At 74.3% G+C, this 22,305-nt stretch carries 21 protein-coding genes; 9 read left to right on the top strand and 12 right to left on the bottom strand.

Going from position 1 to position 22,305, the window contains the following annotated elements; translation table 11 throughout:
- Positions 1-161: 161 nt before the first annotated feature.
- Entirely contained in the window at positions 162-959 is a 798-nt protein-coding gene (locus ABWI04_RS20065) for a CbtA family protein (protein ID WP_345183679.1), read from the bottom strand.
- Positions 960-967: 8 nt separating this feature from the next.
- Positions 968-1,153: a CbtB domain-containing protein gene (locus tag ABWI04_RS20060; protein WP_179835852.1), complete on the bottom strand. Its 186-nt coding sequence runs from the start codon at positions 1,151-1,153 to the stop codon at positions 968-970.
- 345 nt (positions 1,154-1,498) lie between these two features.
- Here ABWI04_RS20060 and ABWI04_RS20055 point away from each other — a divergent pair, with 345 nt between their 5' ends.
- Both ABWI04_RS20055 and ABWI04_RS20050 read left to right on the top strand, forming a co-directional pair.
- Entirely contained in the window at positions 1,499-2,410 is a 912-nt protein-coding gene (locus tag ABWI04_RS20055) for a class I SAM-dependent methyltransferase (protein WP_353833382.1), read from the top strand.
- A gap of 45 nt (positions 2,411-2,455) precedes the next feature.
- Entirely contained in the window at positions 2,456-3,301 is an 846-nt protein-coding gene (locus tag ABWI04_RS20050; protein ID WP_345183684.1) for an LLM class F420-dependent oxidoreductase, read from the top strand.
- A gap of 93 nt (positions 3,302-3,394) precedes the next feature.
- Here the strand turns inward: ABWI04_RS20050 and ABWI04_RS20045 are convergent, their stop codons facing one another.
- Entirely contained in the window at positions 3,395-4,183 is a 789-nt protein-coding gene (locus ABWI04_RS20045) for an SAM-dependent methyltransferase (protein ID WP_345183824.1), read from the bottom strand.
- Positions 4,184-4,312: 129 nt separating this feature from the next.
- On the opposite strand from ABWI04_RS20045, the gene ABWI04_RS20040 reads away from it, so the two are divergent.
- The gene (locus ABWI04_RS20040) at positions 4,313-5,644 is read left to right on the top strand and encodes a cytochrome P450 (protein ID WP_345183686.1); all 1,332 of its coding nucleotides are present in this window, start codon (positions 4,313-4,315) and stop codon (positions 5,642-5,644) included.
- Positions 5,645-5,669: 25 nt separating this feature from the next.
- Complete coding sequence (locus tag ABWI04_RS20035) at positions 5,670-6,209, top strand: YciI family protein (RefSeq protein ID WP_345183688.1); 540 nt, start codon at positions 5,670-5,672, stop codon at positions 6,207-6,209.
- A 24-nt stretch (positions 6,210-6,233) separates the two neighbouring features.
- Here the strand turns inward: ABWI04_RS20035 and lexA are convergent, their stop codons facing one another.
- From lexA to ABWI04_RS20020, 3 genes are all read right to left on the bottom strand, one after another.
- The gene (gene lexA / locus ABWI04_RS20030) at positions 6,234-6,896 is read right to left on the bottom strand and encodes a transcriptional repressor LexA (protein WP_353833381.1); all 663 of its coding nucleotides are present in this window, start codon (positions 6,894-6,896) and stop codon (positions 6,234-6,236) included.
- 82 nt (positions 6,897-6,978) lie between these two features.
- Positions 6,979-7,644 carry a DJ-1/PfpI family protein gene (locus ABWI04_RS20025; RefSeq protein ID WP_353833380.1) on the bottom strand — a complete coding sequence of 222 codons (666 nt, stop codon included), beginning with the start codon at positions 7,642-7,644 and terminating at the stop codon, positions 6,979-6,981.
- A 9-nt stretch (positions 7,645-7,653) separates the two neighbouring features.
- The gene (locus tag ABWI04_RS20020; RefSeq protein ID WP_353833379.1) at positions 7,654-8,079 is read right to left on the bottom strand and encodes a hypothetical protein; all 426 of its coding nucleotides are present in this window, start codon (positions 8,077-8,079) and stop codon (positions 7,654-7,656) included.
- Between the two features lie 123 nt (positions 8,080-8,202).
- Here ABWI04_RS20020 and ABWI04_RS20015 point away from each other — a divergent pair, with 123 nt between their 5' ends.
- Both ABWI04_RS20015 and ABWI04_RS20010 read left to right on the top strand, forming a co-directional pair.
- Positions 8,203-9,168: a GlxA family transcriptional regulator gene (locus ABWI04_RS20015; protein ID WP_345183696.1), complete on the top strand. Its 966-nt coding sequence runs from the start codon at positions 8,203-8,205 to the stop codon at positions 9,166-9,168.
- A 124-nt stretch (positions 9,169-9,292) separates the two neighbouring features.
- On the top strand, positions 9,293-9,466 hold the full coding sequence (locus ABWI04_RS20010) for a hypothetical protein (protein ID WP_345183698.1): 174 nt from the start codon (positions 9,293-9,295) through the stop codon (positions 9,464-9,466).
- A 47-nt stretch (positions 9,467-9,513) separates the two neighbouring features.
- Here the strand turns inward: ABWI04_RS20010 and ABWI04_RS20005 are convergent, their stop codons facing one another.
- Positions 9,514-9,897, bottom strand: a complete 384-nt coding sequence (locus ABWI04_RS20005) for a hypothetical protein (protein ID WP_353833378.1) — start codon at positions 9,895-9,897, stop codon at positions 9,514-9,516.
- Positions 9,898-10,112: 215 nt separating this feature from the next.
- Between ABWI04_RS20005 and ABWI04_RS20000 the strand changes: the two genes are divergently transcribed.
- Both ABWI04_RS20000 and ABWI04_RS19995 read left to right on the top strand, forming a co-directional pair.
- Entirely contained in the window at positions 10,113-10,742 is a 630-nt protein-coding gene (locus tag ABWI04_RS20000) for a ClpP family protease (RefSeq protein WP_345183701.1), read from the top strand.
- Positions 10,739-11,341 carry a ClpP family protease gene (locus ABWI04_RS19995; protein ID WP_345183703.1) on the top strand — a complete coding sequence of 201 codons (603 nt, stop codon included), beginning with the start codon at positions 10,739-10,741 and terminating at the stop codon, positions 11,339-11,341. The genes ABWI04_RS20000 and ABWI04_RS19995 overlap by 4 nt, the downstream gene beginning before the upstream one ends.
- Positions 11,342-11,349: 8 nt before the next feature.
- On the opposite strand, the gene ABWI04_RS19990 is transcribed toward ABWI04_RS19995, so the two are convergent.
- The gene (locus tag ABWI04_RS19990) at positions 11,350-11,742 is read right to left on the bottom strand and encodes a helix-turn-helix domain-containing protein (protein WP_353833377.1); all 393 of its coding nucleotides are present in this window, start codon (positions 11,740-11,742) and stop codon (positions 11,350-11,352) included.
- An 89-nt stretch (positions 11,743-11,831) separates the two neighbouring features.
- Here ABWI04_RS19990 and ABWI04_RS19985 point away from each other — a divergent pair, with 89 nt between their 5' ends.
- A complete protein-coding gene (locus ABWI04_RS19985; protein WP_353833376.1) occupies positions 11,832-12,956 on the top strand; it encodes an NAD(P)/FAD-dependent oxidoreductase in 1,125 nt (374 codons plus the stop codon).
- Here the strand turns inward: ABWI04_RS19985 and ABWI04_RS19980 are convergent.
- Genes ABWI04_RS19980 through ABWI04_RS19965 form a run of 4 tightly spaced genes read right to left on the bottom strand, consistent with a single transcriptional unit; the run spans position 12,953 to position 22,285 of the window.
- Positions 12,953-16,519, bottom strand: coding sequence for a P-loop NTPase fold protein (locus ABWI04_RS19980; RefSeq protein ID WP_353833375.1), 3,567 nt, complete (start codon positions 16,517-16,519; stop codon positions 12,953-12,955). The two genes, ABWI04_RS19985 and ABWI04_RS19980, sit on opposite strands and share 4 nt — an antisense overlap.
- Complete coding sequence (fxsT, locus tag ABWI04_RS19975; RefSeq protein ID WP_353833374.1) at positions 16,516-19,308, bottom strand: FxSxx-COOH system tetratricopeptide repeat protein; 2,793 nt, start codon at positions 19,306-19,308, stop codon at positions 16,516-16,518. The genes ABWI04_RS19980 and fxsT overlap by 4 nt, the downstream gene beginning before the upstream one ends.
- Positions 19,305-20,300 (bottom strand): AAA family ATPase, encoded by a 996-nt coding sequence (locus tag ABWI04_RS19970; RefSeq protein WP_345183717.1) that lies wholly within the window; start codon positions 20,298-20,300, stop codon positions 19,305-19,307. The genes fxsT and ABWI04_RS19970 overlap by 4 nt, the downstream gene beginning before the upstream one ends.
- Positions 20,300-22,285, bottom strand: a complete 1,986-nt coding sequence (locus tag ABWI04_RS19965) for a VMAP-C domain-containing protein (protein ID WP_353833373.1) — start codon at positions 22,283-22,285, stop codon at positions 20,300-20,302. Before ABWI04_RS19965 ends, ABWI04_RS19970 begins: the two co-directional genes overlap by 1 nt.
- Positions 22,286-22,305 lie beyond the last annotated feature (20 nt).

Raw genomic sequence — 22,305 nt, 5'->3', positions numbered from 1 at the left:
GGGGCGACTTCCACCCCGCCCCGTCCGGTCGCGCCCCGCCCAGGGCCCTGGCCATCGCAAGGCCGGAGGGGTCCGCGGCGGGGTCGGCGGGGAAGCGGGCTTGCCGCATCCCCGCCGACGTCGCGTGCCGGACGAACAGCACGCCGGTCAGGGCGGCCCGCTCACGCCGGCGCCGGGGCCCGGGCGGCCCGGTCGCAGAACCACCCGAACAGGGTCCCGAAGCACGCCCAGAACACCAGCTGCGTCCCGAGCGAGGTGATGCGGAACTGCCACAGCAGCGTGGCGGGGAACCCGTCCGGCACCTCGTCCACGGTCGGCAGCAGCACCGACGCCACCGCCACCGGGACGACGAACGCGAGGACGGCCGCCGGCCAGCGCGCCCACGGCCCGCCGCGCACGCCGCGCGCCGTGGTCACCGCGATGGCGGTGGAGAGCAGCCCGACCCCGATCATCGCCAGGTACAGCAGGGTGCGGGTGTTGATCGTCTCCGGGTCGCCCACCGCGGGCGGGTTCGCCGGATACTTCAGGAACGGCACGACGATGACGGCGGCGAAGGCCGTCCCGGCCGCGGCGAGCGCCAGCGCGGCGTCCGAGCGCGGCCCGACGCGCCCCCGCAGCCCCGCGAAGGCGAGCGCGAACACGCCGCCCACCGCGAGGCCGTAGAGACCCGTGGCGAGGAAGAGCCCGGCCTTCTGCGTGCCCCGGCCCACCTCCTCGCCGTGCTCGTGTGTTCCGGACTCCTGTTCGTGTGTTCCGGACTCGTGCCCGTGTGCTGCCACGTGCCCGCGTGGCGCGGACTCGGGCTCGGCGGCCGCGCCGTGCTCGTGCACGGCGGCGGCCTTCTCCAGGGCGATCGCTTCGTCGATGCGGGGTTCGCCGACCGCGAAGGCGAAGGCGCCCGCGACGAGACCGGCCAGCAGGCCCAGAAGAAGGCCCCTGACCAGCAGGGTGCGTACCACGCGGCGGTCTAGTGGCAGGGCACGCCGAGCAGGTGCCGCCCGTCGTGCATCAGCTCGTGGAGGTAGCCGCCGGTCTGCGACACGGCGCCGTTGTCCATCAGGACGAGGTAGCCGAGGAGCAGCAGCGCGGGCACCGCGAGCAGCCAGGGAACGAGGTGGGAAAGGGGAATGTGGCGAGCCGACAGCGTGCTCACGGAGCCTCCGTAGGGGATCTTGCGCGTCCCGGACAATGAGGTCGCGATCACCCGAGCGACCTGGCTCCCGGGATCGTCGTCCCGGATACAGTGGCGCGTCCGCACCGGCATCTCACCGGATTTCCCTCGGGCAACCGTGAATCAGCCGAACCGTACGGGCCCGCCGATCGCCCTGTCAACAGCGCGGCCCCGCCCCCGCCTCGCCCGTTGAACCGGATACACGGCCAGCAAGGGGCCGAAATCCGGCTTTGTTGCCATGAAGAGCGACTCACCTATCATGGCGATTTTCGTCCCCCGTCCCCGTCCCCCGCCGCCCCGAGAACGACCGACGTTGGAGCTCCCCACGTGATCACCCAAGAGACCGGCCCGCCCTCCTCCCTCGACGACGTCAAGGGGTGGTTCCCGAAGATCGACCAGCTGCTCTTCACCTGGTTCCTGGAACGCCAGGAGAGGCTCGGCCAGCGCGGCGACCTGGTGGAGCTCGGCTCCTACCTCGGCAAGAGCGCCATCCTGATGGGCCGCCACCTGCGGGAGGGCGAGACCTTCACCGTGTGCGACCTGTTCGACACCGACGCCCCCGACGACTCCAACCAGGCGGAGATGCGGGGCTCCTACTCCACCCTGACCCGCCGGGCGTTCGAGTCGAACTACCGCGCCTTCCACGACCGGCTCCCGGAGATCGTCCAGGGCCCGACCTCGCTGATCCTGGACCACGTCCAGCCGGAGACCTGCCGCTTCGTGCACGTGGACGCGTCCCACCTGTACGAGCACGTGCAGGCCGACATCCGCGCCGCGCACGTGCTGCTCCCGGCCGGGGGCCTCATCGTCTGCGACGACTACCGGTCCGAGCACACTCCCGGGGTCTCCGCCGCGGTGTGGGAGTCGGTGGCCACCGACGGTCTGCGCCCGATCTGCGTCACCACGCAGAAGCTCTACGGCACCTGGGGCGACGCCGACGCGGTCCAGGACGACCTCCTGGACTGGCTGGCGGCGCGGGACGACGCCTGGCACGAGGTCCAGCAGGTCGCCGGGCGCCGGCTCGTCCGCGTCAAGGGCATGGGGGCGACGCGCCCGCCGAACGAGGCCGGCCGGCTGAAGGAGCGGCTCGCGCGGGCGGAGAAGCGGCTCGCCAAGGCGGAGGACAGGCTGGCCCGCGCGCGCGGCGAGCTGGAGGCCGTCCGCGGCTCGGTCAGCTTCAGGCTGGGGCGGGCGGCCACCGCCCTCCCGCGCGCCCTGCGCGGCGGCCGCCGGCCCTAGCCCCGCCCTCGGCACCTCGATAGAACGCGTTCTAGTATCGGCGGCATGCGACACGGCATCGTGCTCTTCACCAGTGACCGGGGCATCACGCCCGCCGCCGCCGCGCAGGCCGCCGAGGAGAACGGGTTCCACACCTTCTACGTGCCCGAGCACACCCACATCCCGGTCCGGCGCGACGCCGCGCACCCCGGGACGGGCGACGAGACACTGCCCGACGACCGCTACACGCGGACGCTCGACCCCTGGGTCGCGCTGGCGTCCGCGGTCACCGTCACCTCGCGGATCCGGCTCGCGACGGCCGTCGCGCTACCGGTGGAGTCGGACCCGATCACGCTCGCCAAGACCGTCGCCTCGCTCGACCACCTGTCGGGCGGCCGGGTCACCATCGGCGCGGGGTTCGGCTGGAACACCGACGAGCTCGCCGACCACAACGTGCCCGCCGACCGGCGGCGGACGGTGCTGCGCGAGTACGTGGAGGCGATGCGGGCGCTCTGGACGCAGGAGCAGGCCTCCTACGCGGGGGAGTTCGTCTCCTTCGGGCCGTCCTGGGCGTGGCCCAAGCCGGTCCAGCCGCACGTCCCGCTGCTGATCGGCGCGGGCGGCGGACCGAAGACGCTCGCGTGGATCGCCGCCCACGCCGACGGCTGGATGACCACCCCGACCGAGCGCGACATCCTCCCCAAGGTCGCCGCCCTGCACGCGGCCTGGGCGGACGCGGGGCGCGCGGGCCGGCCGGAGGTCTGCGTCCTGGCCGCGGCACGCCCCTCGCCCGAGGACGTCGCCGCCTGGGAGGAGGCCGGGGTCACCGAGATCATGTGGGGGCTGCCGGACCGGCCCGCCGACGAGGTGGTCGCCTTCCTGGCCCGCCACGCCGCCCGCCTCGGCCTGTGACGCGGCCGGGCCGCGCGGTGCATTCGCGAGGGCCTTTAATGTGTTTTGTCTGACTCGTCCGAAATGCCGGAGACAATGGCGCGACCGTGCCGTTCAGAGCTTTCGGCCGACTCCCGCATAGCACCATTGGCGGTCCGCGCGGGGCGGCACGACCGTGCCCGCGTCGGGGCGCCACATCGACAGGGTGGTGAGGCCGGGCTCCACGAGCTCGAAACCGTCGAACAGGCGCGTGACCTCCGCGTGGCTGCGCAGGGTGATCTGGTACGTGGCCCGCTCGTACACGGCGCCCGCGTGCCGGACCCTCCTGTCGGCGTCGAAGTCGCCGGTCACGTGCGACACCGCCAGGTGGCTGCCGGGTGCCATCGCCTCGCGGAGCCGCGCCACGATCCCGGGCGGGTCGTCGCCGTCGCCGATGAAGTGCAGTACGGCCAGCATCAGCACGGCGACCGGCTGGTCGAAGTCGATGAGCCCCTTCAGCGCGGGGTTCGCCAGGATCTCGTCCGGACGGCGGGCGTCGCCCTGGATGACGGTCACCCCGGGCGTTCCCGCGAGCAGCGCCCGCCCGTGGACCAGCACGACCGGCTCGACGTCGACGTAGACGACGTGGGAGTCCGGCGCGACCTGGTGGGCGATCTCGTGCACGTTGCCCTGGGTGGGCAGACCCGAGCCGATGTCGATGAACTGCCGGATCCCGGACTCGGCGAGGAAGCGGACCGCGCGCCGCAGGAACGCGCGGTTCTGGCGCGCCATGAAGGGGGTGTCGGGAGCGTGCTTGACGACCTCCTCCACGGCCTCCCGGTCCGCGGCGTAGTTGTCCTTTCCGCCCAGAAGGTAGTCGTACATCCGCGGGACGTTCGGCGTGTGCGGATCGACGGTGTCCAGCGTCCTCTCCCCGGTTCGCGGCGACGCGACCTCCGGTCTGGGAAATGTCGCGAAGTTACCCGGGACATGTAAGCATTGCGATCAACTCGGAAACAACCGAAACGACGATGCCGACGCGGAGGACGCGAAATGCGAAGCGACGCCGGAACCCCATCGCCGATCCCCGGTCCCCCCGCGCGGGACGACGGCGCGGCGGCCATCGCGGAAGCCGGCGGGCTGCACGAGTACCAGCTGAGGCTGCACGCCGAGTACGGGCCGGTGGTGCGGTTCCCCCTGCCCGGCGCGGGGATGGCGGTGTCGGTGGCCGACCCGGTGCTGCTGGAGGCCACCGCGAAGATCAACAAGCGGCCGGAGAAGCTGTTCGAGTTCCTGGCGCCCCTCCAGGAGTCGGGCAACCTGCAGACGATCCCGGCCGACGAGCACGGCCCCTGGCGCCGGGTCATGCTGTCGGTGCTGGCCGGGCGCCCCTCCCACGAGGCGCACTTCGCCCGCTTCACCGCGCTCGCCGCCGAGCTGGCCGACCGGTGGGAGGCGCACGACGGCCCCGTCGCGCTCCAGCGGGACCTGAGCGAGCTGTCGCTGCGCATGATCTGCCAGTACGCGCTCGGCAGCGGCCTGGAGTCCCCGGACTCGGCCGCGCGGGTCGTCTCGGCGTTCGAGACCGTCCTCACCGAGTACATGGGGCAGGCGGGGGACGGGCCGGGGAGCCGCGCCCAGGAGGCCCTGGCCTACCTGCGCGCCACCGTCGACCAGGTGCTCACCGCGCACCGCGAGCAGGGCGGGACGGCGCCGGCCGGGCGCAGCGACCTGATCGCCGCGCTGGCGGAGGCGGGCGAGTCCCCGGCGCGCATCCGCGACACGGTCCTGATGACGATGCTCGCCGCCCACCACACCACCGGCGTCGCCATCTCCTGGACGCTGTACCTGCTGGCCCGGCACCCGGACGCCGCCGAGCGCGTCGCCGAGGAGCTGGACCGCGTGCTCGGCGACCGGTCCGTCCCCGAGTACGGCGACCTCAGGCGGCTGACCTACCTGGACATGGTGCTCAGGGAGACCATGCGCCTGTACCCGCCGGGACCCTACGGCGCGCGGGAGGCCACCGAGGACATCGTGCTCGGCGAGTACACCGTCCCGGCGGGGACGACCGTCTTCTACCCGTTCTGGGCCGTGCACACGAACCCCGACTACTGGCCCGACCCGCAGCGGTTCGACCCCGGCCGGTTCGCTCCGGAGGCGTCGGCGGGCCGCCCGCGCCTGGCCTACATCCCCTTCGGGATCGGCCCGCGCAGCTGCGAGGGCGCCGCGCTCGCGACGGTCGAGGCCCAGCTCGTCCTGGCCGTCCTGCTCAAGCGCTTCGCCTTCCGCCTGGCGCCCGGCCAGACGGTGGAGCCCATCGAACGCTTCGTCCTCTGGGCCGCCGAGGACATCCACATGACCGTCACCCCGCGCGAGACCGCCTGAGCTCGGCGGGTGGTAGAACAGCCGGATGGAGTTCTTCTGCTACCACCGTGACCGTGCAGGCTCGATCGGGCTCCGCGAGGAACTGGGGGAGCAGCACTGGTCCTACATGGACCGGTACGACAAGGAGCTGATCGCCCGGGGCCCCACCTTCGTCGGCGAGGTCCCCACCGGCAGCGTCCACATCGTGGACCTGCCCGACCCCGCCGCCGCCCGCGCGTTCGCCTTCGACGAGCCGAACTACCAGGCGGGCGCGTACCGGGACGTCATGGTGCGCCGGTGGCGCAACGCGCTGGGCCGCACGATGTGGGACTTCCCGGGCGGCCGGACCGGCGGCGACCGCTTCCTCGTCATCGGCCTGGGCGAGGGGGAGGGCGCCGACCTCGACGTCCCGGCGGACGACGACCTGATCGCCTACGGCCCCCTGCTCTCCGACGACGGCGAGGCCTGGCTCGGCACGGTCGCCCTTGTCCGCGCCGCGGACGCGGACGCGGCCCGGGCCGTCCTCACCCCGGACCGCTACGCCGCCGTCGAGGTCCACCAGTGGGAGTTCGGCGGACGCCGCTGACCTCGCCCGCCCGCGGCCGCGGGGTCAGACGTTGCGCAGGACCGACACGACGACGCCGAGGACGGCGGCCTCGTCGCCGTCGATGACGTCGTAGGCGGGGTTGCGGGGTTCGAGCAGGACGTGCCCGTCGCGGCGCCGGTAGACCTTCACGGTGGCCTCGCCGTCGATCATGGCGGCGACGATCTGGCCCGAGTGGGCCTCGGGCTGCCGGCGGACCACGACGATGTCGCCGTCGCAGATCGCCGCGTCGACCATGGAGTCGCCGCGCACGCGCAGGCCGAAGACGGTGCCGCGCCCGGTGAGCTCGCGGGGCAGCAGCAGCGTGTCGTCGGCGTGCTCCTCGGCCGGGATCGGCGTGCCGGCGGCGATGTCCCCGACCACGGGCACGGGCACCTGGCCGCCGCCGGGCTCCCGCGCCGGGCCCTCCCGCAGGAACGCGCGCACGTCGATCGGCCGGGCCACCGCGTCGCCGCGCCGCAGGAAGCCCTTGTCCTCCAGGCTCGCCAGGTGCCGCGACACCGACGACGGCGACCGCAGGCCCACGGCGTCGCCGATCTGGCGGGTGCTCGGCGCGTACCCGTACCTGACCGCCCAGTCGCGGATCATGGCCAGGATCCGCTGCTGGCGCGGGGGCAGCGCGGAGGCGTCCAGGTCCCCGAACGGGTCGAGATCACTGTAGGCGGTCACCCACGGAATTGTAGGGGCGCGGCGGCCGGCGGAGCGGCCGGACGCGCGGCGGCGGAGCGGCCGGGACGCGCGGCGGCGGCTCTCAGGAGCGCATCGCGGCCTCCAGCGCCGCCGTCTCGAACTCGGCGGCCAGTTCCACGACGTCCGCGGGCGCGCGCGACGGGGAGCCGGCGTCGAACGGAGGCCGCGGGTCGTACTCCGTCCAGAGTTGGACGGCCTGGGCGGTGCGCGTGTCGGTGAGGAAGTCCACCAGCCGCAGCGCCATGTCGATCCCGCTGGAGACGCCGGCTGCGGTCACGATGCGGGCCTCGCGCTCGACCACCACGCGCTCCTGGGCCGGGACGGCGCCGAACAGGGGGAGCTTGTCCAGGTGCCGGTAGTGGGTGGTCGCGCGCAGCCCGTCGATGAGGCCCGCCGCTCCGAGGACGAGGGAACCGGAGCACACCGAGGTCGTCCAGCGGGTGGTCGGATGGACCTCGCGCAACCAGGCGGGGAGGGCCCCATCGAGCACGTGCACGGTGCCGGGCCCGCCGGGGACGACCACCACGTCCGGGCGCGGCGCCTCGTCGAGCCCCACGGCGGTCAGCCGGAGGGTGCGGCAGTCGTCGAGCACCGGCCCGGCCTTCTCGGCGGCGAACACCACCCGCACGCCGGGGGTGAGGGCCAGCATCTGGTAAGGGCCGACGACGTCCAGGGCGGTGAAGCGGTCGTACAGCGGGACGACGACCGTGATCTCGGGAGTGGTCATGGCGGCGGCTCAGTGGCAGTACTCGCGGCGGCGCCGGAGCAGAACGGCGAGCATCGCGACCATCATCAGCACATGCGTGGCCGTCATGAACGCCATCCCGCTCATGACGTCGGCCCACACGAGCGGGACCAGCACCGCCGGAACGTACATCGCGGCGCACATCTCCAGCGTGCATGCCCGGCCGTGGCGGCGCAGCAGCATCCAGGCGGCCATGCCGACCGCCATGTCGGTGGCCATGAGCAGGTAGTGGGCGCCCGGATGCGCGTCGAACGCGAACGTGAGCCCGAGAAGCGCCCGGATGCCGCCGAAGACGAGCATTCCGGCGAACATCGCGAGCACCATCTCGACGTAGTGCAGGGTGAGCCGCAGCCAGGCGGTGCGCGGGCGCGCGGTCGCCCCGGAATCGGGGTCCAGGGCGCGGGTCGTGGTAGCCATGCCACCACTGTCGGCGCGCCGGGGCCCCTCCGCCAGTCCCGGACGCGGGCAGGTCCGAAAACTTGGGGTGGCCGTCTATCGGACATAGGTGATAGGTGTCGTCCCGCGCAATACCGTGGCGGCATGCACGAAATGCGTCGCGTCCTCGTGGTGGGCTACCCGGCGGCCGAACTGCTGGACATCGCCTGCGTCGTCTCGGCGCTCCAGGTGGCCAACTTCCTGAACGGGCGCGGCGTCTACGAGGTCTCCCTGGCCTCGCCGGGCGGCAGGCCGATCCACACCGGGACGGGTCTGACGCTTCAGGCGCAGCGGTCGCTGGAGCGCGCCGCCGGGCCGCTCGACACGCTGGTGGTGTCGGGGGGCATCGGCTTCGTCGACGCGATGGAGGACAGCCGGCTGGTCGCCCACGTGCGCAGGCTCGGCCTGGAGTCCCGCCGCGTGGCGTCGGTGTGCACCGGCGCCGGGGTCCTCGCCGCGGCCGGGCTCCTGGACGGACGGCGCGCGTCGACCCACTGGGAGCACGCCGACTTCCTGGCGCGCCGGTTCCCGGCCGTCGACTTCGACAGCGGGCCGATCTTCGTCTCCGACGGGAAGGTCTGCACGTCCGCCGGTGTGACCGCGGCCCTGGACCTCACCCTGTCGTTCATCGAGGCCGACGTGAGCCCCGACCTGGCCCGGAGCGTGTCGCGGCAGCTGGTGACGTACCTGCAGCGGCCCGGCAACCAGGCGCAGATGAGCATGTTCACCGCGCCCTCGGCGCGCAACTCGCTGGTCCAGGACGCCGTCGCGCACATCGCCGGGAACCCGGCGGCGGACCTGTCGACGGCGGCGCTGGCGGCCCGCGCGGGGGTGAGCCAGCGCCACCTGGCCCGCCTGTTCCTGGCCGAGCTCGGCATGACCCCGGGACGGTTCGTGCGCCGGGCGCGCGGCGAGGCGGCGGCGCACCTGCTGACCGGCACGGCGCTGACCGTGGAGACCATCGCGGCCCGCTGCGGCTTCGGCAGCGAGGAGGCGCTGCGCCAGGCGTTCCGCGGCCTGTACGGGGTCTCCCCGTCCCACTACCGCGCCACGCAGAGCACCACCCGGTGAGCCGGACGGGTTCGCTTCCGCGGTTTCGCGCGATCGAGCACCTCGGGCACCAGGGGAATGTTTAGATCGAGGTCGGGGCGGTAGCGAGCGGACCGATTGCTTCGGTCGCCTCGGGAGACGAGACATGCCACTTTCAGACCAGCCGCACCGCGACCAGTCATGCGCATCCGAGGACCCGGCCGGCGACCAGGCGGGCGGGCTCCCGGCCTCCACCGCCGCCCGCTACGCCTCCTTCACCGCGGCGACCTCGCCCACCCCGGCCGCCCGCTCCCCGCTCACCGCGTCCGACTCCTCCTGACCCCGGCGCGGCTCGCCCCGGCCGGACGCCCGGCGGCGGCGCCACGCTCACTGCTCGCTTCGGGTCGCGTCCCCGGCGGTGCCGCTCGCGCCCGTCCCGAGGTGCCGGACGCGGCGCTCGACGTCCCTGCGGGCGCCGCCGGTGTCGGGCGCCGGATCCGACCCGAGCGTCCCGGCGGCCTGGCTCGCGCCCGTCCCCACACCCCGGACGCGCCGCTCGACATCGGCGCGGGCCCGCTCGCCCGCCGCCTCCGGCGCGCGGTCGCCTGCGGCGCCGTGCCCGCCCGTCCCGAGGTGCCGGACGCGCTCCCGCACGTCGTTCTCGGCCTCGTCTCCGCCAGGCCCGGCCTCGGTCTCCAGCATCCCGGGCCGGTCGCTCGCGCCGGTGCCGACGCGCTGGACGCGCCGCTCGACGTCCGTTTCGGCGTCCAAGCCCCTGGTCTCCTCGCGCACGGCTTCCCCCCGGCGTCCGTCCCGGCCTCATGTCCCGAGGACTGCTGATACCCGCTCTGAGCTGGCGACACGCCCTCGCGGGCGCAAAGACGCCGCCCGGCGCGCGGACCCGGGCGGGCCGCGCTGCTCTGGGCGGATCCGCCCAGAGCAGCACAGGCTTCGACCGGTGCGCGGGCGGGCGCAGAGTGAAGGGCATGAGCGAGGAACAGGCAATCCCGTTGTTCAACGAACGAGTGCGGCGCGAGCTCTACCAGCAGCGCGTCCTCGTCCTCGACGGCCCGCTGGACGACGACAACGGCACGCTGCTGGCGACGCAGCTGATGATCCTGGCGAGGGAGGACGCCTCGACCGACATCGCGCTGTGGATCCATTCCCCCGGCGGGTCGGTGCCGTCGATGCTGGCGATCCGCGACGTCATGCGGCTCATCCCGTGCGACGTGTCCACACTGGTGCTCGGCATCGCCTACAGCGCCGGGCAGTTCCTGCTGTCGTCCGGCACGCCCGGGAAGCGCCGCGCCATGCCGCACGCCCGCGTGCTGATGCACCAGGGCTCCGCCGGGATCGCGGGCGCCGCCGTCGACATCGAGCTGCAGGCGAACGACCTGCGCCACACCCGCGACACGGTGCTCGGGCTCATCGCCGAGGACACCGGCCAGCCCATCGAGCGGGTCTTCGAGGACTCGCTGCACGACCGCTGGTACACGGCGGGCGAAGCGCTCGAATACGGCTTCGTCGACGCGATCGTCAGCACGTTCGACGAGGTCATGCCGACCCGACACCGACCCGTGGGGCTCGGCGCCCCGTCCGGAGGAGCCGCACGATGAGCACCTACACGATCCCGAACGTCATCGCGCAGCACCCCCGCGGCGAGCGCATCATGGACGTCTACTCGCACCTGCTGACGGAGCGGATCATCTACCTCGGCACCGCCATCGACGCGGGCGTCGCGAACGCGCTCGTCGCGCAGCTGCTGTACCTGGAGTCCGACAGCCCCGAGCGCGACATCCAGCTGTACATCAACTGCGAGGGGGGAGACCCGAGCGCGATGCTCGCCGTGTACGACACGCTGCGCTACATCCGCCCGCAGGTGGCGACGACGTGCGTGGGGCAGGCGGTCGCCGTCGGCGCCGTCCTCCTCGCCGCGGGCACTCCCGGCAAGCGCGCGGCGCTGCCCCACACCCGCGTCGTCCTGCACCAGCCGATGGGCCAGGGCCGCGGAGCGATCCCGGACCTCATCCTCCAGGCGGACGAGGTCGTCCGGGTGCGCGCCGACATCGAGAGCATCCTGTCCCGGCACACCGGGCAGGACATCGCGACGCTGCGCGCCGACACCGATCGCGACCGCGTGTTCACCGCGCACACGGCGCTGGACTACGGCCTCATCGACCACGTGATCGAGGAGCGGCAGCCGATGCCCGCGTAGCGGACCGCCTACGCCGCCAGTGCGTACGCGGCCTGGCAGGTCGGGCCGGCCGGAGCCCTTCCGGCCGGCACGGCCAGCAGGGTCGTCGCGATCGCGAGCGTCAGGTCGCCGAGCGTCACGTCCAGCGCGCCGGCGACGGCGGCGATCATCTCGCTGGACGGCTCCTTGACGCCGCGCTCCATCTCCGAGAGGTACTGCGGCGACACCCCGGCGCGGCGGGCGGTCTCCACGAGGATCTCGCCGCGTTCGAGGCGCAGGCGCCTCAGGCACTGGCCGAGCGCGTCGCGCCACAGCGGCTCCTCCGGGCGGGGCGCGCTCGGCTCGCGAGGCGCCTCGTCGGCGGGCATGTCGTCGGCGGGCATGTCGTCGGCAGGCATGAGCGGTCGCACGGTCTCGGCCATGCGCACATCGTAGATCGGCCGTGCCGCGGGCCCCAGAGATTCCGCGCACCGCAGAACCGCCGGGCGGGGACGGGTGTCATCCTGGGGGCATGCGCGTCCTGGTCGTGGGAGCAGGGATCATCGGCGCCGCGCTGGCGGACCGGCTCACCCGCCCCGCGCCCGGCGCCCCCGCTCGCGTCACCGTGGTGGAGGCGGAGGGGCCCGGCGCCGGGACGTCCGGCACGAGCTACGCCTGGATCAACGCCAACGACCCCGCGGACCCGGCCTACCACCGGTTCCGGACGGCGGCGATGTCCGCCTGGCGCGACCTGGCTGCCGGGTTCGGCGACCCGGCCTGGTACCGGCCGTCGGGCAACGTCACCTGGGCGGCCGCCGACGGCGCGAAGGAGCGGCTGGCCGACCGGGTCGCCCGCCTCTCCGGCCTCGGCTACGCCGCCGGACTGATCACTTCCCACCGCCTCCGCGAGCTGGAACCGCACGTCGCCGCTCCACCGGACGCGCTCATCGCGCACTACCCCGGCGAGGCCCACCTGCACGGAGGCCCCGCCGCGCGGGCCCTGGTCCGGCGCGCCCGCGACTCCGGCGCCGACCTGGTGGCGGGCCGCCGGGCGGTCCGCCTCAACACGGACGGCGACCGCGTGACCGGCGTGCGGCTCGACGACGGCCGCGACCTGGACGCCGACCTCACGGTCTGCGCGGCGGGCCGGCACAGCCCCGCGCTGCTGGCCACCGCCGGGGCCGCCCTCCCGCTGGTCGACCCGTCCGAGCCCGGTTCGGCCGCCCCGTGCCTCGTCGCCACCACCTCGGCGGCAGAGGGCGTCCTCAACGGACTCGTCCACGCCCCCGGCCTGTCCGCCCGCCCCGCCGCCACCGGGGGACTGGTCCTGGAAGCCGACGACCTGGACGCCGGAACCGACGAGACGGCCTCCCCGGCGCACGTCCGGGCGGTCGGCGACGAGCTGCTCGCCCGCGCGCGTGCCCTCGTCCCCGCCCTCACCGCACAGGTCGCCGAAGTGCGGCGCTGCGTCCGCCCGCTGCCGGTGGACGGCTACCCCCTCGTCGGCTTCCAGCGCCCCGGCCTGTACACCGCCGTCACCCACAGCGGCATCACCCTCGCCCCCCACCTCGCCGCCCTGATCGCCGAGGAGATCGCCGGCCGGCCGTCCGGAGCGCTCGCCCCCTACCGCCCGAACCGCGCGGCCCCTCACCCCTAGAGGTACCGGGCCGCGACCTCGCCGATCTGCTCGCCGGTCGTGAGGAAGGCGCGCAGGTCGTCGCCCCAGCCCGGCGGCGGCTCGGACGGGACGGCGGGCGCCGGGCTCGGCGACTCCGGCGACGGCTCCTGCGCCTTGAAGACCGGGAACGCCTCGGCGAGCGCGGTCCGCCAGGCGTCGTCGTCGTCGCGGGCGGCCTTCTCCAGCTCCACCAGGGGGTGGCCGGGGCCGGCCGCGCCGAGCAGGCTCACGACATGGGGCCAGCGGATCGCGAACGCGGCCAGCTTGGCGATCTGGCTCTGGGACGGCACCGCGACGCCCAGCAGCCGCTGCCGCTCGGCGATGAAGCTGTAGAAGCGGAACAGGTTGACGAAGCGCTTGATCTCCCGCGGGTTGCGGGACGGCAGGACCGCCATCACGCCCGACAGCGCGGAGTAGGCGTCGGTGTCGCTGTAGAGGTCGGAGACGACGCGGCTCGCCGCGGTCAGGGCGGCCGGGCGCAGCGGCGCGGGCAGCCCGAGCACCTCCGCCTGGACCGCGAGCGCCGTCTCCCGGAGGGTCTGCGGCGTCGGGCGCCGGGCCCGTATCCCGGCCTCGATCTCGGCGACGACCCGCGGGTCCGGCCGTTCCCCGGCGTTGTCCCCGCCGTCGGGCGGCGGCGCGCCCTCGGGCATCCGCCGGGGTGGACCGGCGGCGGGCGGAGCGGGGGCGGGCGGAGCAGGGGCGGAGGGCGAGCGCCTGAGCGGGCCGCGGCGCCGCCGGGACACCGGCCGCTCCGGCGGGGGCGCGGCGGTCCGCGCTCCGCCCCGGGGCGCGGGCGGCTCGGTCAGGGAGCGCAGGTAGCCGTCGAACGCCTCGCCGGGCCCCGGGACGCTCAGCGGCAACTGGACGATCTTCTCCAGGAAGCGCCAGCCGAGCGTGGACCAGTCGCCCGCGAGCCTCCCGTCGCGCTGTGCCCTGGCCAGATCCTGGTAGGCCGCCTCCACATGGGCCGCCACCACGCCCGGCTCCATGCCGAGGACGAAGACGCAGTGCCGGAACTCCCCGGCGAGGAACAGGTTGATGGCCTCGATGACCTGGGTGACCGTGCCGGGGGAGCACCGGTCCAGGTCGTCCACGAACACCACCAGCGGCCGCTCCTCCGTGGCGATGAGGTCCAGCACCCGCTTCATGTCGGTCTGTATCAGGTGCAGGAAGCCCAGCCTTCCCGCGTAGCCGGGGTCGGGCACCAGCTTGTCGAAACCGGCCTTCATCTCACCGGCCAGAAGGCGGTGGCCGCCACCGAGGAGATCCGGCTTGCGCACCAGCGCGCTGAACGGGCCGGCGGCGGTCCCGCCGAGGAACGCCAGCGTCCGCCACACGCCGGCCCCGAGCAGCGCGAGCGTCCCGCCGCCGATCAGCGGGGCGACGGCGTCGTCGAGCAGGCCGCGCACCGGCCCGGCGAGCCGGCCGACGGCAAGCCCGGCCAGGATCACCACCACCGCGACCGCCCAGACCGCGAGGAGCGGCAGCAGCCGCTCGGCCACCAGCCGGTACGCGCGCCGCCGGACGACGCCGCGGTCGACGCGCGCGAGGTTGAGCCGCAGCCAGAACCGCTCCCGGTCGGCGGCGGGGAGCCGCTCGGTGACCTGCGTGATGATCTCGTGGGCGAGCCCCGCCCAGACCTGCTCCCCGTTCTGGTACATCCAGGGGTTGAACCAGACCGTGGGGCGCCAGGCGTCCCGGTCCAGCGGCGCGTCCTCGGCGAGCGTCACGTTCAGCGGCGCGGGCGCGGCGGGGGCGTTCGCCTGCCGCAGGACCTCCCGGTTGGTGACGCCGTCGTCTTCGGCGGCGCCGCGTCCCCGCCGCCACCGGCGCGGCCGGAACCGCCGCAGCCTCGCGCGGGACGGGCCGTCCAGCCTGACGCGGCACGGGCGGCCGCCGTCCCGCGGGTCCAGTTCGTTCTGGAGCATGCGCATCAGCGACGTCTTGCCCGCGCCCCACGGGGCCTTCAGACCGATGGTCAACGGGGGACCGGTCTGGGGATGGCGCAGGAACGCCGCGATCGCCTCAACGAGATGGGAGTGGTCGAGGCGGTCGCGCAGCGTCCAGAGGTCCGTGGCGATCAGCGGCTCGGGCCGGGACTGGTAGCCGCGGTCCAGCAGGAAGAAGCGGCGCGCCCGCTCGCGGATCGCCGCGACCTCCACGGGCGGGTCCTCGGCCTCCGCCCGCTCACGGGCGTACGCGCGAACGAGGCGGTGGACGCGGACCGTCTCCCCGTCCGGGGAGGTCTCGGCCAGTGCGGACCGCGTGAGCCGCTGGACGGCCTGGGAGATCTCGCCGGGGTCCATTTCTTCGGCGAGAAAGGAGATCAACCGCAGCGGAACCTCCTCCGGCTCGTGATCGTCCACGAGCCCCAGCGTGCGGAGCACCCGCGCGGCCGTTTCCCCCAGATCCTGGTAGGCGCCGTCGAAGGCGGCCCTGCCGGCCGTGCCCGCGTCGGCCCTGGCGGTGCGCAGCCGGACCGCGAGGTCTGCCACGGACCAGTCCGGGTGGGTGCTGAGACGGCCCGCCACGATCATCAGCGCCAGCGGCAGCGCGTCGCAGAGTCTCACGATCTCCGCCGCCGCCTCCAGCTCGGCCGCGATCCGCTCCGTCCCCGCGACCATCCTCAGCAGTTCCAGCGCCGCGGGTTCGTCCAGCGTCGAGAGATCCAGCGTCTCTGCCCAGGAGCGCGAACGAACGGACTTCCGCGTGGTCGCGATCACCAGTGACCGTGCCGGGCCCTCGCCGTCGGTGAGCCGCTTGACGATCTCAGGATCCGGGACGTCGTCGAGAACGAGCAGCAGGCGCCGGGACTCCAGCTGGTCGCGAAGCAGGCGGTACTGCTCCGGGAGCGTGGAGGGGATGTCGCCTGCGGGCGTGCCTATTCTCGCCAGGAGGTCGTCCAAAGTTTCTGCGATCGAGTTCTGCTCACCGTCCTCCGCATGGAACGCGACGAAGTGGCTTCCGTCCGGGAAATAGGAGGTCAGGTAATGCGCCGCCCTGATGGCCAGCGCCGTCTTGCCGACACCGCCCATCCCGCCGATGAGGATGGGCGTTTGAGCGGCACCGTCAAGGAAGGCGGCCTCCACTCTGGACACCAGACGGTGGAGCTCATCTTCTCGGCCCGCCAGGTTCACGGGTTCCGGCGGCAGCGAGGAAGGGGCGGCGGGCTCCTCGCCCGGCTCGGTCGAGGAGGGCTCCGGCTGACTCGGCTCTTGTGTCAGGTTCCGGCGGAGGTCCTCGTAGCGGGCGCGCCACCGTTCGAGGTCGAACAGGTCGTCATCGGTGACGCCGATGCGTTCGGCGTAGACCTGGCAGGCGTTCACGAAGTTCGCCACGAACTCCCAGGAGGGGACCGACTTGCTCGTGAGCGTGTCGGCGATGGCACGCTCCGGTATCTCCACACCGCCATTCGAGAAGATGACCTCGCTCAGGCCCTGCCAGGAGGGATCACCGGCAGCCCCGCGCACGCGTTCCAGTTCGGCGATGAATTCGGCGATGACGGCGGGCCGGTCCGAAGGGGACCCCGCCGCGCTCAACGCGCACCTTCCCGCATGGCGAGATACTCCCGGACGGCTCGCTGGCCGGGGTCGTCGTCCCCGTACAGGCCGGTCCACCGCTGCCGGGCCAGCTCGGCGAGTTCCCGCGCGCTGCGCCGGTCGCCGCCGGCCGCCAGGTAACGCATCTGCAGGACGACCAGATGCCGGACCTCCGGCAGATGGCAGTCGTAGACCTCCGACGGCAGCAGATGCGGCTGGATGTCCTTGAAGCGGCCCCAGCCCGCCGGATCGGCGGGGTCCTCCGGCGCGTACCGGTGCAGGAGCAGGTGTGCGGCGTGGCCGACGTTGACCCGGCGCAGCTCCGGCAGGGCCTCCTTGCGGCGCACGATCGTCTGGATCAGCCGGTGGACCTCCACGGTCTCGCGGTCGGTGTCGATCCGGACGAGCGCGAAGCGGCCGAGCCTCCGGAGGGCGACGTTGAAGGCCGCCGCGTCCCCGAGGAGCGGCGCGTACGGGCCGGGGAGGCCGCGGGCGCCGCCGCCGGACAGCAGGGCCAGCGGGATCGGCTCCGGGGCGAACATCGAGCACAGCTCCAGCAACGCCACCGCGGACGGGTCCTCCTCGCGGAGCCGGTCGATGGCCATCTGCCAGGTCGCGTACAGCCGGACCGGGTAGCCCGCCGGGAGGTCGTCGGACAGCATGGACGGCAGCAGGTCGTCGAAGCGCCGCAGATGCTCCTCGATCGGCATTCCCGTCATGGCCCGCCACCGGGCCGCCTGCACGAGGGCGATCGGCAGCCACCCGGCGGCCTCGGCCATCCGCTCCGCGTCGGCGTCCGAGAGCCGCCGGCGCCCCCGCAGGAGGCGGTGGAGCAGGGTGACGCTCTCCTCGACGGTGAGCGTGCCCACGTCCACCGCTCCGCTCTGCAGCGCCCAGACCGGGTTGCGCGAGGTGACGATCAGGTGCCCGGAGCCCTGCGGCATCAGCTCTCCCAGCTCGCCCGGCTGCCCGGCGTTGTCGAAGACCAGCAGCCAGCGCGCGTGAGGCTCGCCCCGGCGCAGGGCGGCGAGCGCCCGGGACCAGGGTTCCCCGGCGTCGTCCGGCCCGGCCAGTCCGAGGCGGTGGGCGAGCTCGGTCAGGGAGGCGCGCACGGTGGCGGGCTGTTGGGCGGGCACCCACCAGACCAGGTCGTAGTCGTGGGCGTGCCGGTGCGCGTACTCGATGGCGAGCTGCGTCTTGCCCACCCCGCCCATCCCGAACAGGGTGAAGGGGAGTGGCGAACCGCCGACGTGGAGTGCGCCGCGCAGTTCCTCCAGCGTGCTCCGGCGTCCGGTGAAGTCGGGGTTCCTGCCGGGGACGGCGCCCCACACGGCCGGCGACCGGGGCGGGCGATGGGGCAGGGGAGGCGGTCGTCCGGTCGATGGCGACTCCGCCACGCGCGCCGTGTCCGGCGTGCGGACGGGGAGGGGGCGCACGACGCTTCGCAGCACCGTTTGGCTGACGCGCGCCCGGGATCCCGGCCCGGCCTCCTCGCCCGTCGGGCGGGCGGGGGCGAGGCCGGGCCGCTGCGAACTGAGCGCGTCCGAGACGACGCCGAGGACGCGCATGGCCTCGGTGCGCGTCAGGCGGGCGAGCAGGATGTCGCGGACGCCGGGCCGGAAGTCGTACTCGGCACGGTCCGGAGTGTCCGAGACGCGAAGGATGAGCCCGCTCAGCAGGAACTCGGCGAGGTGCCCGGTCTGGGTGTGCGGCGCCATCTCGCGCTGGACGAGCCGCATGGTCGGAAGGGACAGGGGCGCGGCCGCGAGGTAGCCGGCAAGGCTCAGCGCTTCGGGGGACGCGGAGGCGAGGAAGGCCAGCACGCGCTCGGAGGCGGACGGCGCGTCGCGGGCGGGATCCGCTGGACCGTCCTCCGCGCCGGGCTCCTCACGCGCTTCCGCGAGGTCGTCGGAGCCGATCACGTAGGCCACGCCGTGCGCCCATCCGGTGCCCTCCCCGGAGACGACGGTCGCCCAGGACCCGAACCAGCGGGGCTGGAACTCCAGAACGGGGACCGGCACGCCGCCCGGCTGCCGGGCGTCGGCCCGGTCCTGCCAGACCAGCCGGTCGTTGGGCGTGCCCGGCGGGGACCCGCACCGCCAGCGGACCCGCGTGAGCCGCAGGGCCGTCCGCCGCCACAGCCGCTGCGGCAGCATCTGCACGATCGCGGTCGGCTGGCTGCGCCCCCACCGCGCCAGCAGCCGCGCCATCGCGCCCGAGCGCCAGGCGGCCCCCACGCAGTCGCTCAGCACGAGGACCAGCTGCCGTCCCGAGGGCGTGACGACCTCGCCGGGCCGCCGCCCCCGCGCCCCGGCCCCGGTGCCCAGGACCGGCGGGTCCCCGCCCGCCCTCTGATCGGAGTCGACCGTCCAGACGCGGACGGCGCCGAACGCCCCGAGCTGCCCCAGCATCATCCGCAGCGCGCGGGCGACCGGGCGCCAGACGTCCATGGACTCGCCGGTGTCGACGACGAGGACGAGCTCGGTCCGGTGGTCCCGGCGGGGCGCGTCCACGGGCGGGAGCAGGCCGCGCCCGCCCGGCGCGAGGACCTCCCCGTCCCGCGGCGTCGCGGCCGTGGCCCGGCCGTCGCGCAGCGGCCTGAGCGCCCTCGCGAGATCGGCGGGGCGCGGCATCGTCGCCAGATCCGGCTCGTACACCCCGTACCGGACGGCGGGAGCCGGAGCGGGACGGTGATCGACCCGCATGTGCGCGGCCAGCCACAGCGCGTCGGCCACCTCCCGGCCCGTCAGGCCGAGGGCGCCGAGTTCGCCGAACAGCCGCTCGATCATGGGAGCTCGCCGGCCTCCGCGCTCCGCAGCAGGGTCTCGGCGAGCCGCTCGGCGTCCGGGGCCGCCCACGACGCGGTCAGAAAGATCGCGTTCAGCAGCTGGTCGACCCCGAGGTCGGCCCGGTCGCGGCCGTTGAGGAACTCCTCGATCAGCTTGATGCCGCGCGCCGTGAACTCGGTCCCGAGATGGGCCGTGACGATCGAGAGCAGCCGCTCGGCTTCGGGCCGGGCGACGTCCAGGCGCAGGCACCGCCGCAGGAAGCGGGGAGGGAACTCGCGCTCGCCGCTGCTCGTCACGACGATCATCGGGAGGTGGCGGCACCGGACGCGGCCGCCGCGCACCACGGCGGGCCGGCCGTCCTCGGTCACGACCTCCGCCTCCAGGCGGTCCGCCCCGGCCCCCCGCATCAGTTCCGGGATCATGAACTCGCCCTCCTCCAGCACCGCCAGCAGTTCGCTGGGGAGGTCGAAGTCGCTGTTGTCGAACTCGTCGATCAGCAGCACCCGGGGGCGCCGGGTCGGCAGCAGGGCGGTGCCCAGCGGGCCGAGGCGGATGAAGTCCCCGATCCTCTGGGACGGCGGACCGAGGCCGGCGGGCGTGGAGGCCTCCTGGAGGCGGCCGATGGCGTCGTAGGAGTAGAGCGCGGAGCGCAGGGTCGATCCGCGCGTGACCGGCCAGCGGATGACGGGGCCGAGCTTCAGCTCGTAGGCGATGCTGTAGGCGAGGCTCGACTTGCCGCTGCCCGGACTTCCGGTGACGAGGAGCGGGCGCCGCAGCAGGAGGGCGGCGTTCACCATCTGCACGGTCATGTCGTCCGCCCGGTACGACTGCGCCCGCTGCGCCCGGCGCACGCCCTCCGGCACCTCGTAGGTGACCGGACCGTCGTCGAACACCGACCAGGGCGGCGGCGCCGGCAGTCTGTCGATCCCGTCATGGGGTTCGCCGGTGCCCTGGTAGACGTACCCCCCGCCGTAGGGGTCGGGCTGGGCCATCAGGATGTCTCCTCTGCACGGTCGGGGACGTGTAAGGGGTCCGGCCGATCGCTCGGGAACCGTGCGGGGTCGTCCCAGATCAGCACTAATCGGTGGGGGAGGTCGCCGGACGCCTCGTAACCGTCCCGCTGGAGATCGCGGATCGCCTCGGGCAGGTCGGCGAGCCGCCTGCCCTCCAGCGACCTCTGGAGCTCGTCCGCCTCGTCGGACGCGGGGTCGCCGCTCGACCAGAAGACGACCGGCAGCCCCGCCGCGAGTGCCAGACGGAGTTGCCGGCGGCCGCCCGTGAGGAGGACGACCGGGCGCCCCGCCGCCTTCGGAAGATCTCGCTGGGCGGCCTCCAGGAGCACCGCCGCCACGACCGGGTCCGGGTCCGGCCGGCGCGGGCGGGACCCGCCCGGCCGGCCTCCGTGGGCGCGCATGCGGTCGAGGCTGCGGACCACGATCGGGAACCGCGCGCCGATGGGCGGCTCCGACGGGGTGCCGGGATCCAGCCGCCACTGGTCGACCGGGGCGCCGAGCAGGGCCGCCGGCAGGATGAACTCGATCACCAGTTCGTCGGAGGGGGGCGAGAGCCGGGCCCTGGCCTCGGGGAGCAGGGCGCGGATCCGCGCTTCGGTCTGCTCCAGCGTCCTCGGCTCGTCCGAGACGAGCAGCGGCACCGGTGGCCCTTCCTCCGGATGGAGCGACACGGTGGTCAGGAACCGGTGGGCGTCCAGGCCGTCCTCTTCGAGCTGGATCGTCAGGTAGGAGTGGCTCCTGCCGGCGGTGAGCTCCTGGGGCGCCGGCGCGGTCCGCACCTGCTCCAGGGGGAGGCCGATGCGCCGCGCGACCCGGACGGTCCAGTCGCGCAGTGCCGGGCCGAGGGCGGACGTCTCGTCCGCGGCCAGCCGGGACACGAAGTCCAGCAGCGGCGGCACTCCGTCCGGCGGCGCGGTGGCGTCCTCCAGCCGGTGCACCAGGTCGGCGAGGCCTTCCCCCGGGCCGAGCCGGGACGCGAACCGTCCGGCGCCCGAGGGCTGGAGCTCCTCCGCCCCGCGGACCAGCGGCACCAGTTCGAGCAGCTCCCGCCGCTCCGCGCCGGTGAGCAGGGGCGGCGGCACCAGGCGCTCGATCTGGCGGGTGAGCAGGTCGGCCTCCGCGCTCGCCGGGTGGAAGGTCCTGATCACCTCCAGCAGCGCGTGCAGCCCCCCGCCGAGCCCGGCGCACCATCGCGCCAGGCCCCACAGCTCCCTGCGGGTGGCGTCCGCCAGGCCGATCCGGGGACGCGAGCCCAGGCGCTCTTCCAGCATGTCGGCGTACACCGACCGGATGCGGGGCTCGGAGAGGCCGGGCACGGCCGCGAGCGCGTCGACCAGGACGCCGAGGTCGGCCAGTGACAGGGCCCCGTCGTCGTGACGGGGTCTCGCCGCCCCGTCCGCCAGCGGCGGCCACAGGTCCGCGATGTCCCGCACCGGGAGCATCCGCACCTCCTGCTCCGCCATCGAGGCCGACGTCACCATGCCGAGGACTTCGCCGGCCTCGGCCGACAGGACGGGCGCCCCGCTGAACCCCGGCGCCACGGGCAGGTCGACGCCGAGCGTCCGGGAGCCCGTGGCCCGCGCCGAGACCCACATCATCTCGTCACCATCGGAAGGAAAGCCGCAGATCCGCACCGTGGCCCCGAAGTCGTCGGCGGTCCGCACGGCCGGCAGCGGGTCGCAGTTCACCGGAGGACCGAGCAGGCTGAGGACCACCACGTCGCCCCGCCCGTCGCCCGCCGGCGGGAACCAGCCGCCGGGCAGCACCTCGGCCGCGCGCTTCTGGCCGAGCGCCGGCAGCTCCAGCGGGACCACCGCCGCCCGGCCCGGCGAGCCGATCAGATGAGCGCAGGTCAACGCCAGGCGGTCGCTGATCAGGAACGCCGTCCCGGTGACGTTGTCCCGCGGGTCCAGCACGCGTGCGAGCCACGGCGCCCTGCTCCCGCCGAGGGCCGGTCCGCCCACCGCTCACCGCCTTGAGCCGT

Source organism: Actinomadura sp. NPDC000929 (genome assembly GCF_040492065.1).
GTDB classification, from domain to species: Bacteria; Actinomycetota; Actinomycetes; order Streptosporangiales; family Streptosporangiaceae; genus Spirillospora; species Spirillospora verrucosospora.
Note: the sequence above shows the minus strand (reverse complement) of the source record. Positions and strands in the feature narration are given on the sequence as shown.

Coding starts and splice junctions, on each gene's coding strand:
- ABWI04_RS20050 (WP_345183684.1), top strand. CDS start 2,456: ATGCGACACGGCATCGTGCTCTTCACCAGTGACCGGGGCATCACGCCC.
- ABWI04_RS20040 (WP_345183686.1), top strand. CDS start 4,313: ATGCGAAGCGACGCCGGAACCCCATCGCCGATCCCCGGTCCCCCCGCG.
- ABWI04_RS20035 (WP_345183688.1), top strand. CDS start 5,670: ATGGAGTTCTTCTGCTACCACCGTGACCGTGCAGGCTCGATCGGGCTC.
- ABWI04_RS20025 (WP_353833380.1), bottom strand. CDS start 7,644: ATGACCACTCCCGAGATCACGGTCGTCGTCCCGCTGTACGACCGCTTC.
- ABWI04_RS20020 (WP_353833379.1), bottom strand. CDS start 8,079: ATGGCTACCACGACCCGCGCCCTGGACCCCGATTCCGGGGCGACCGCG.
- ABWI04_RS20015 (WP_345183696.1), top strand. CDS start 8,203: ATGCACGAAATGCGTCGCGTCCTCGTGGTGGGCTACCCGGCGGCCGAA.
- ABWI04_RS20010 (WP_345183698.1), top strand. CDS start 9,293: ATGCCACTTTCAGACCAGCCGCACCGCGACCAGTCATGCGCATCCGAG.
- ABWI04_RS20000 (WP_345183701.1), top strand. CDS start 10,113: ATGAGCGAGGAACAGGCAATCCCGTTGTTCAACGAACGAGTGCGGCGC.
- ABWI04_RS19995 (WP_345183703.1), top strand. CDS start 10,739: ATGAGCACCTACACGATCCCGAACGTCATCGCGCAGCACCCCCGCGGC.
- ABWI04_RS19990 (WP_353833377.1), bottom strand. CDS start 11,742: ATGGCCGAGACCGTGCGACCGCTCATGCCTGCCGACGACATGCCCGCC.
- ABWI04_RS19985 (WP_353833376.1), top strand. CDS start 11,832: ATGCGCGTCCTGGTCGTGGGAGCAGGGATCATCGGCGCCGCGCTGGCG.
- fxsT (WP_353833374.1), bottom strand. CDS start 19,308: ATGATCGAGCGGCTGTTCGGCGAACTCGGCGCCCTCGGCCTGACGGGC.
- ABWI04_RS19970 (WP_345183717.1), bottom strand. CDS start 20,300: ATGGCCCAGCCCGACCCCTACGGCGGGGGGTACGTCTACCAGGGCACC.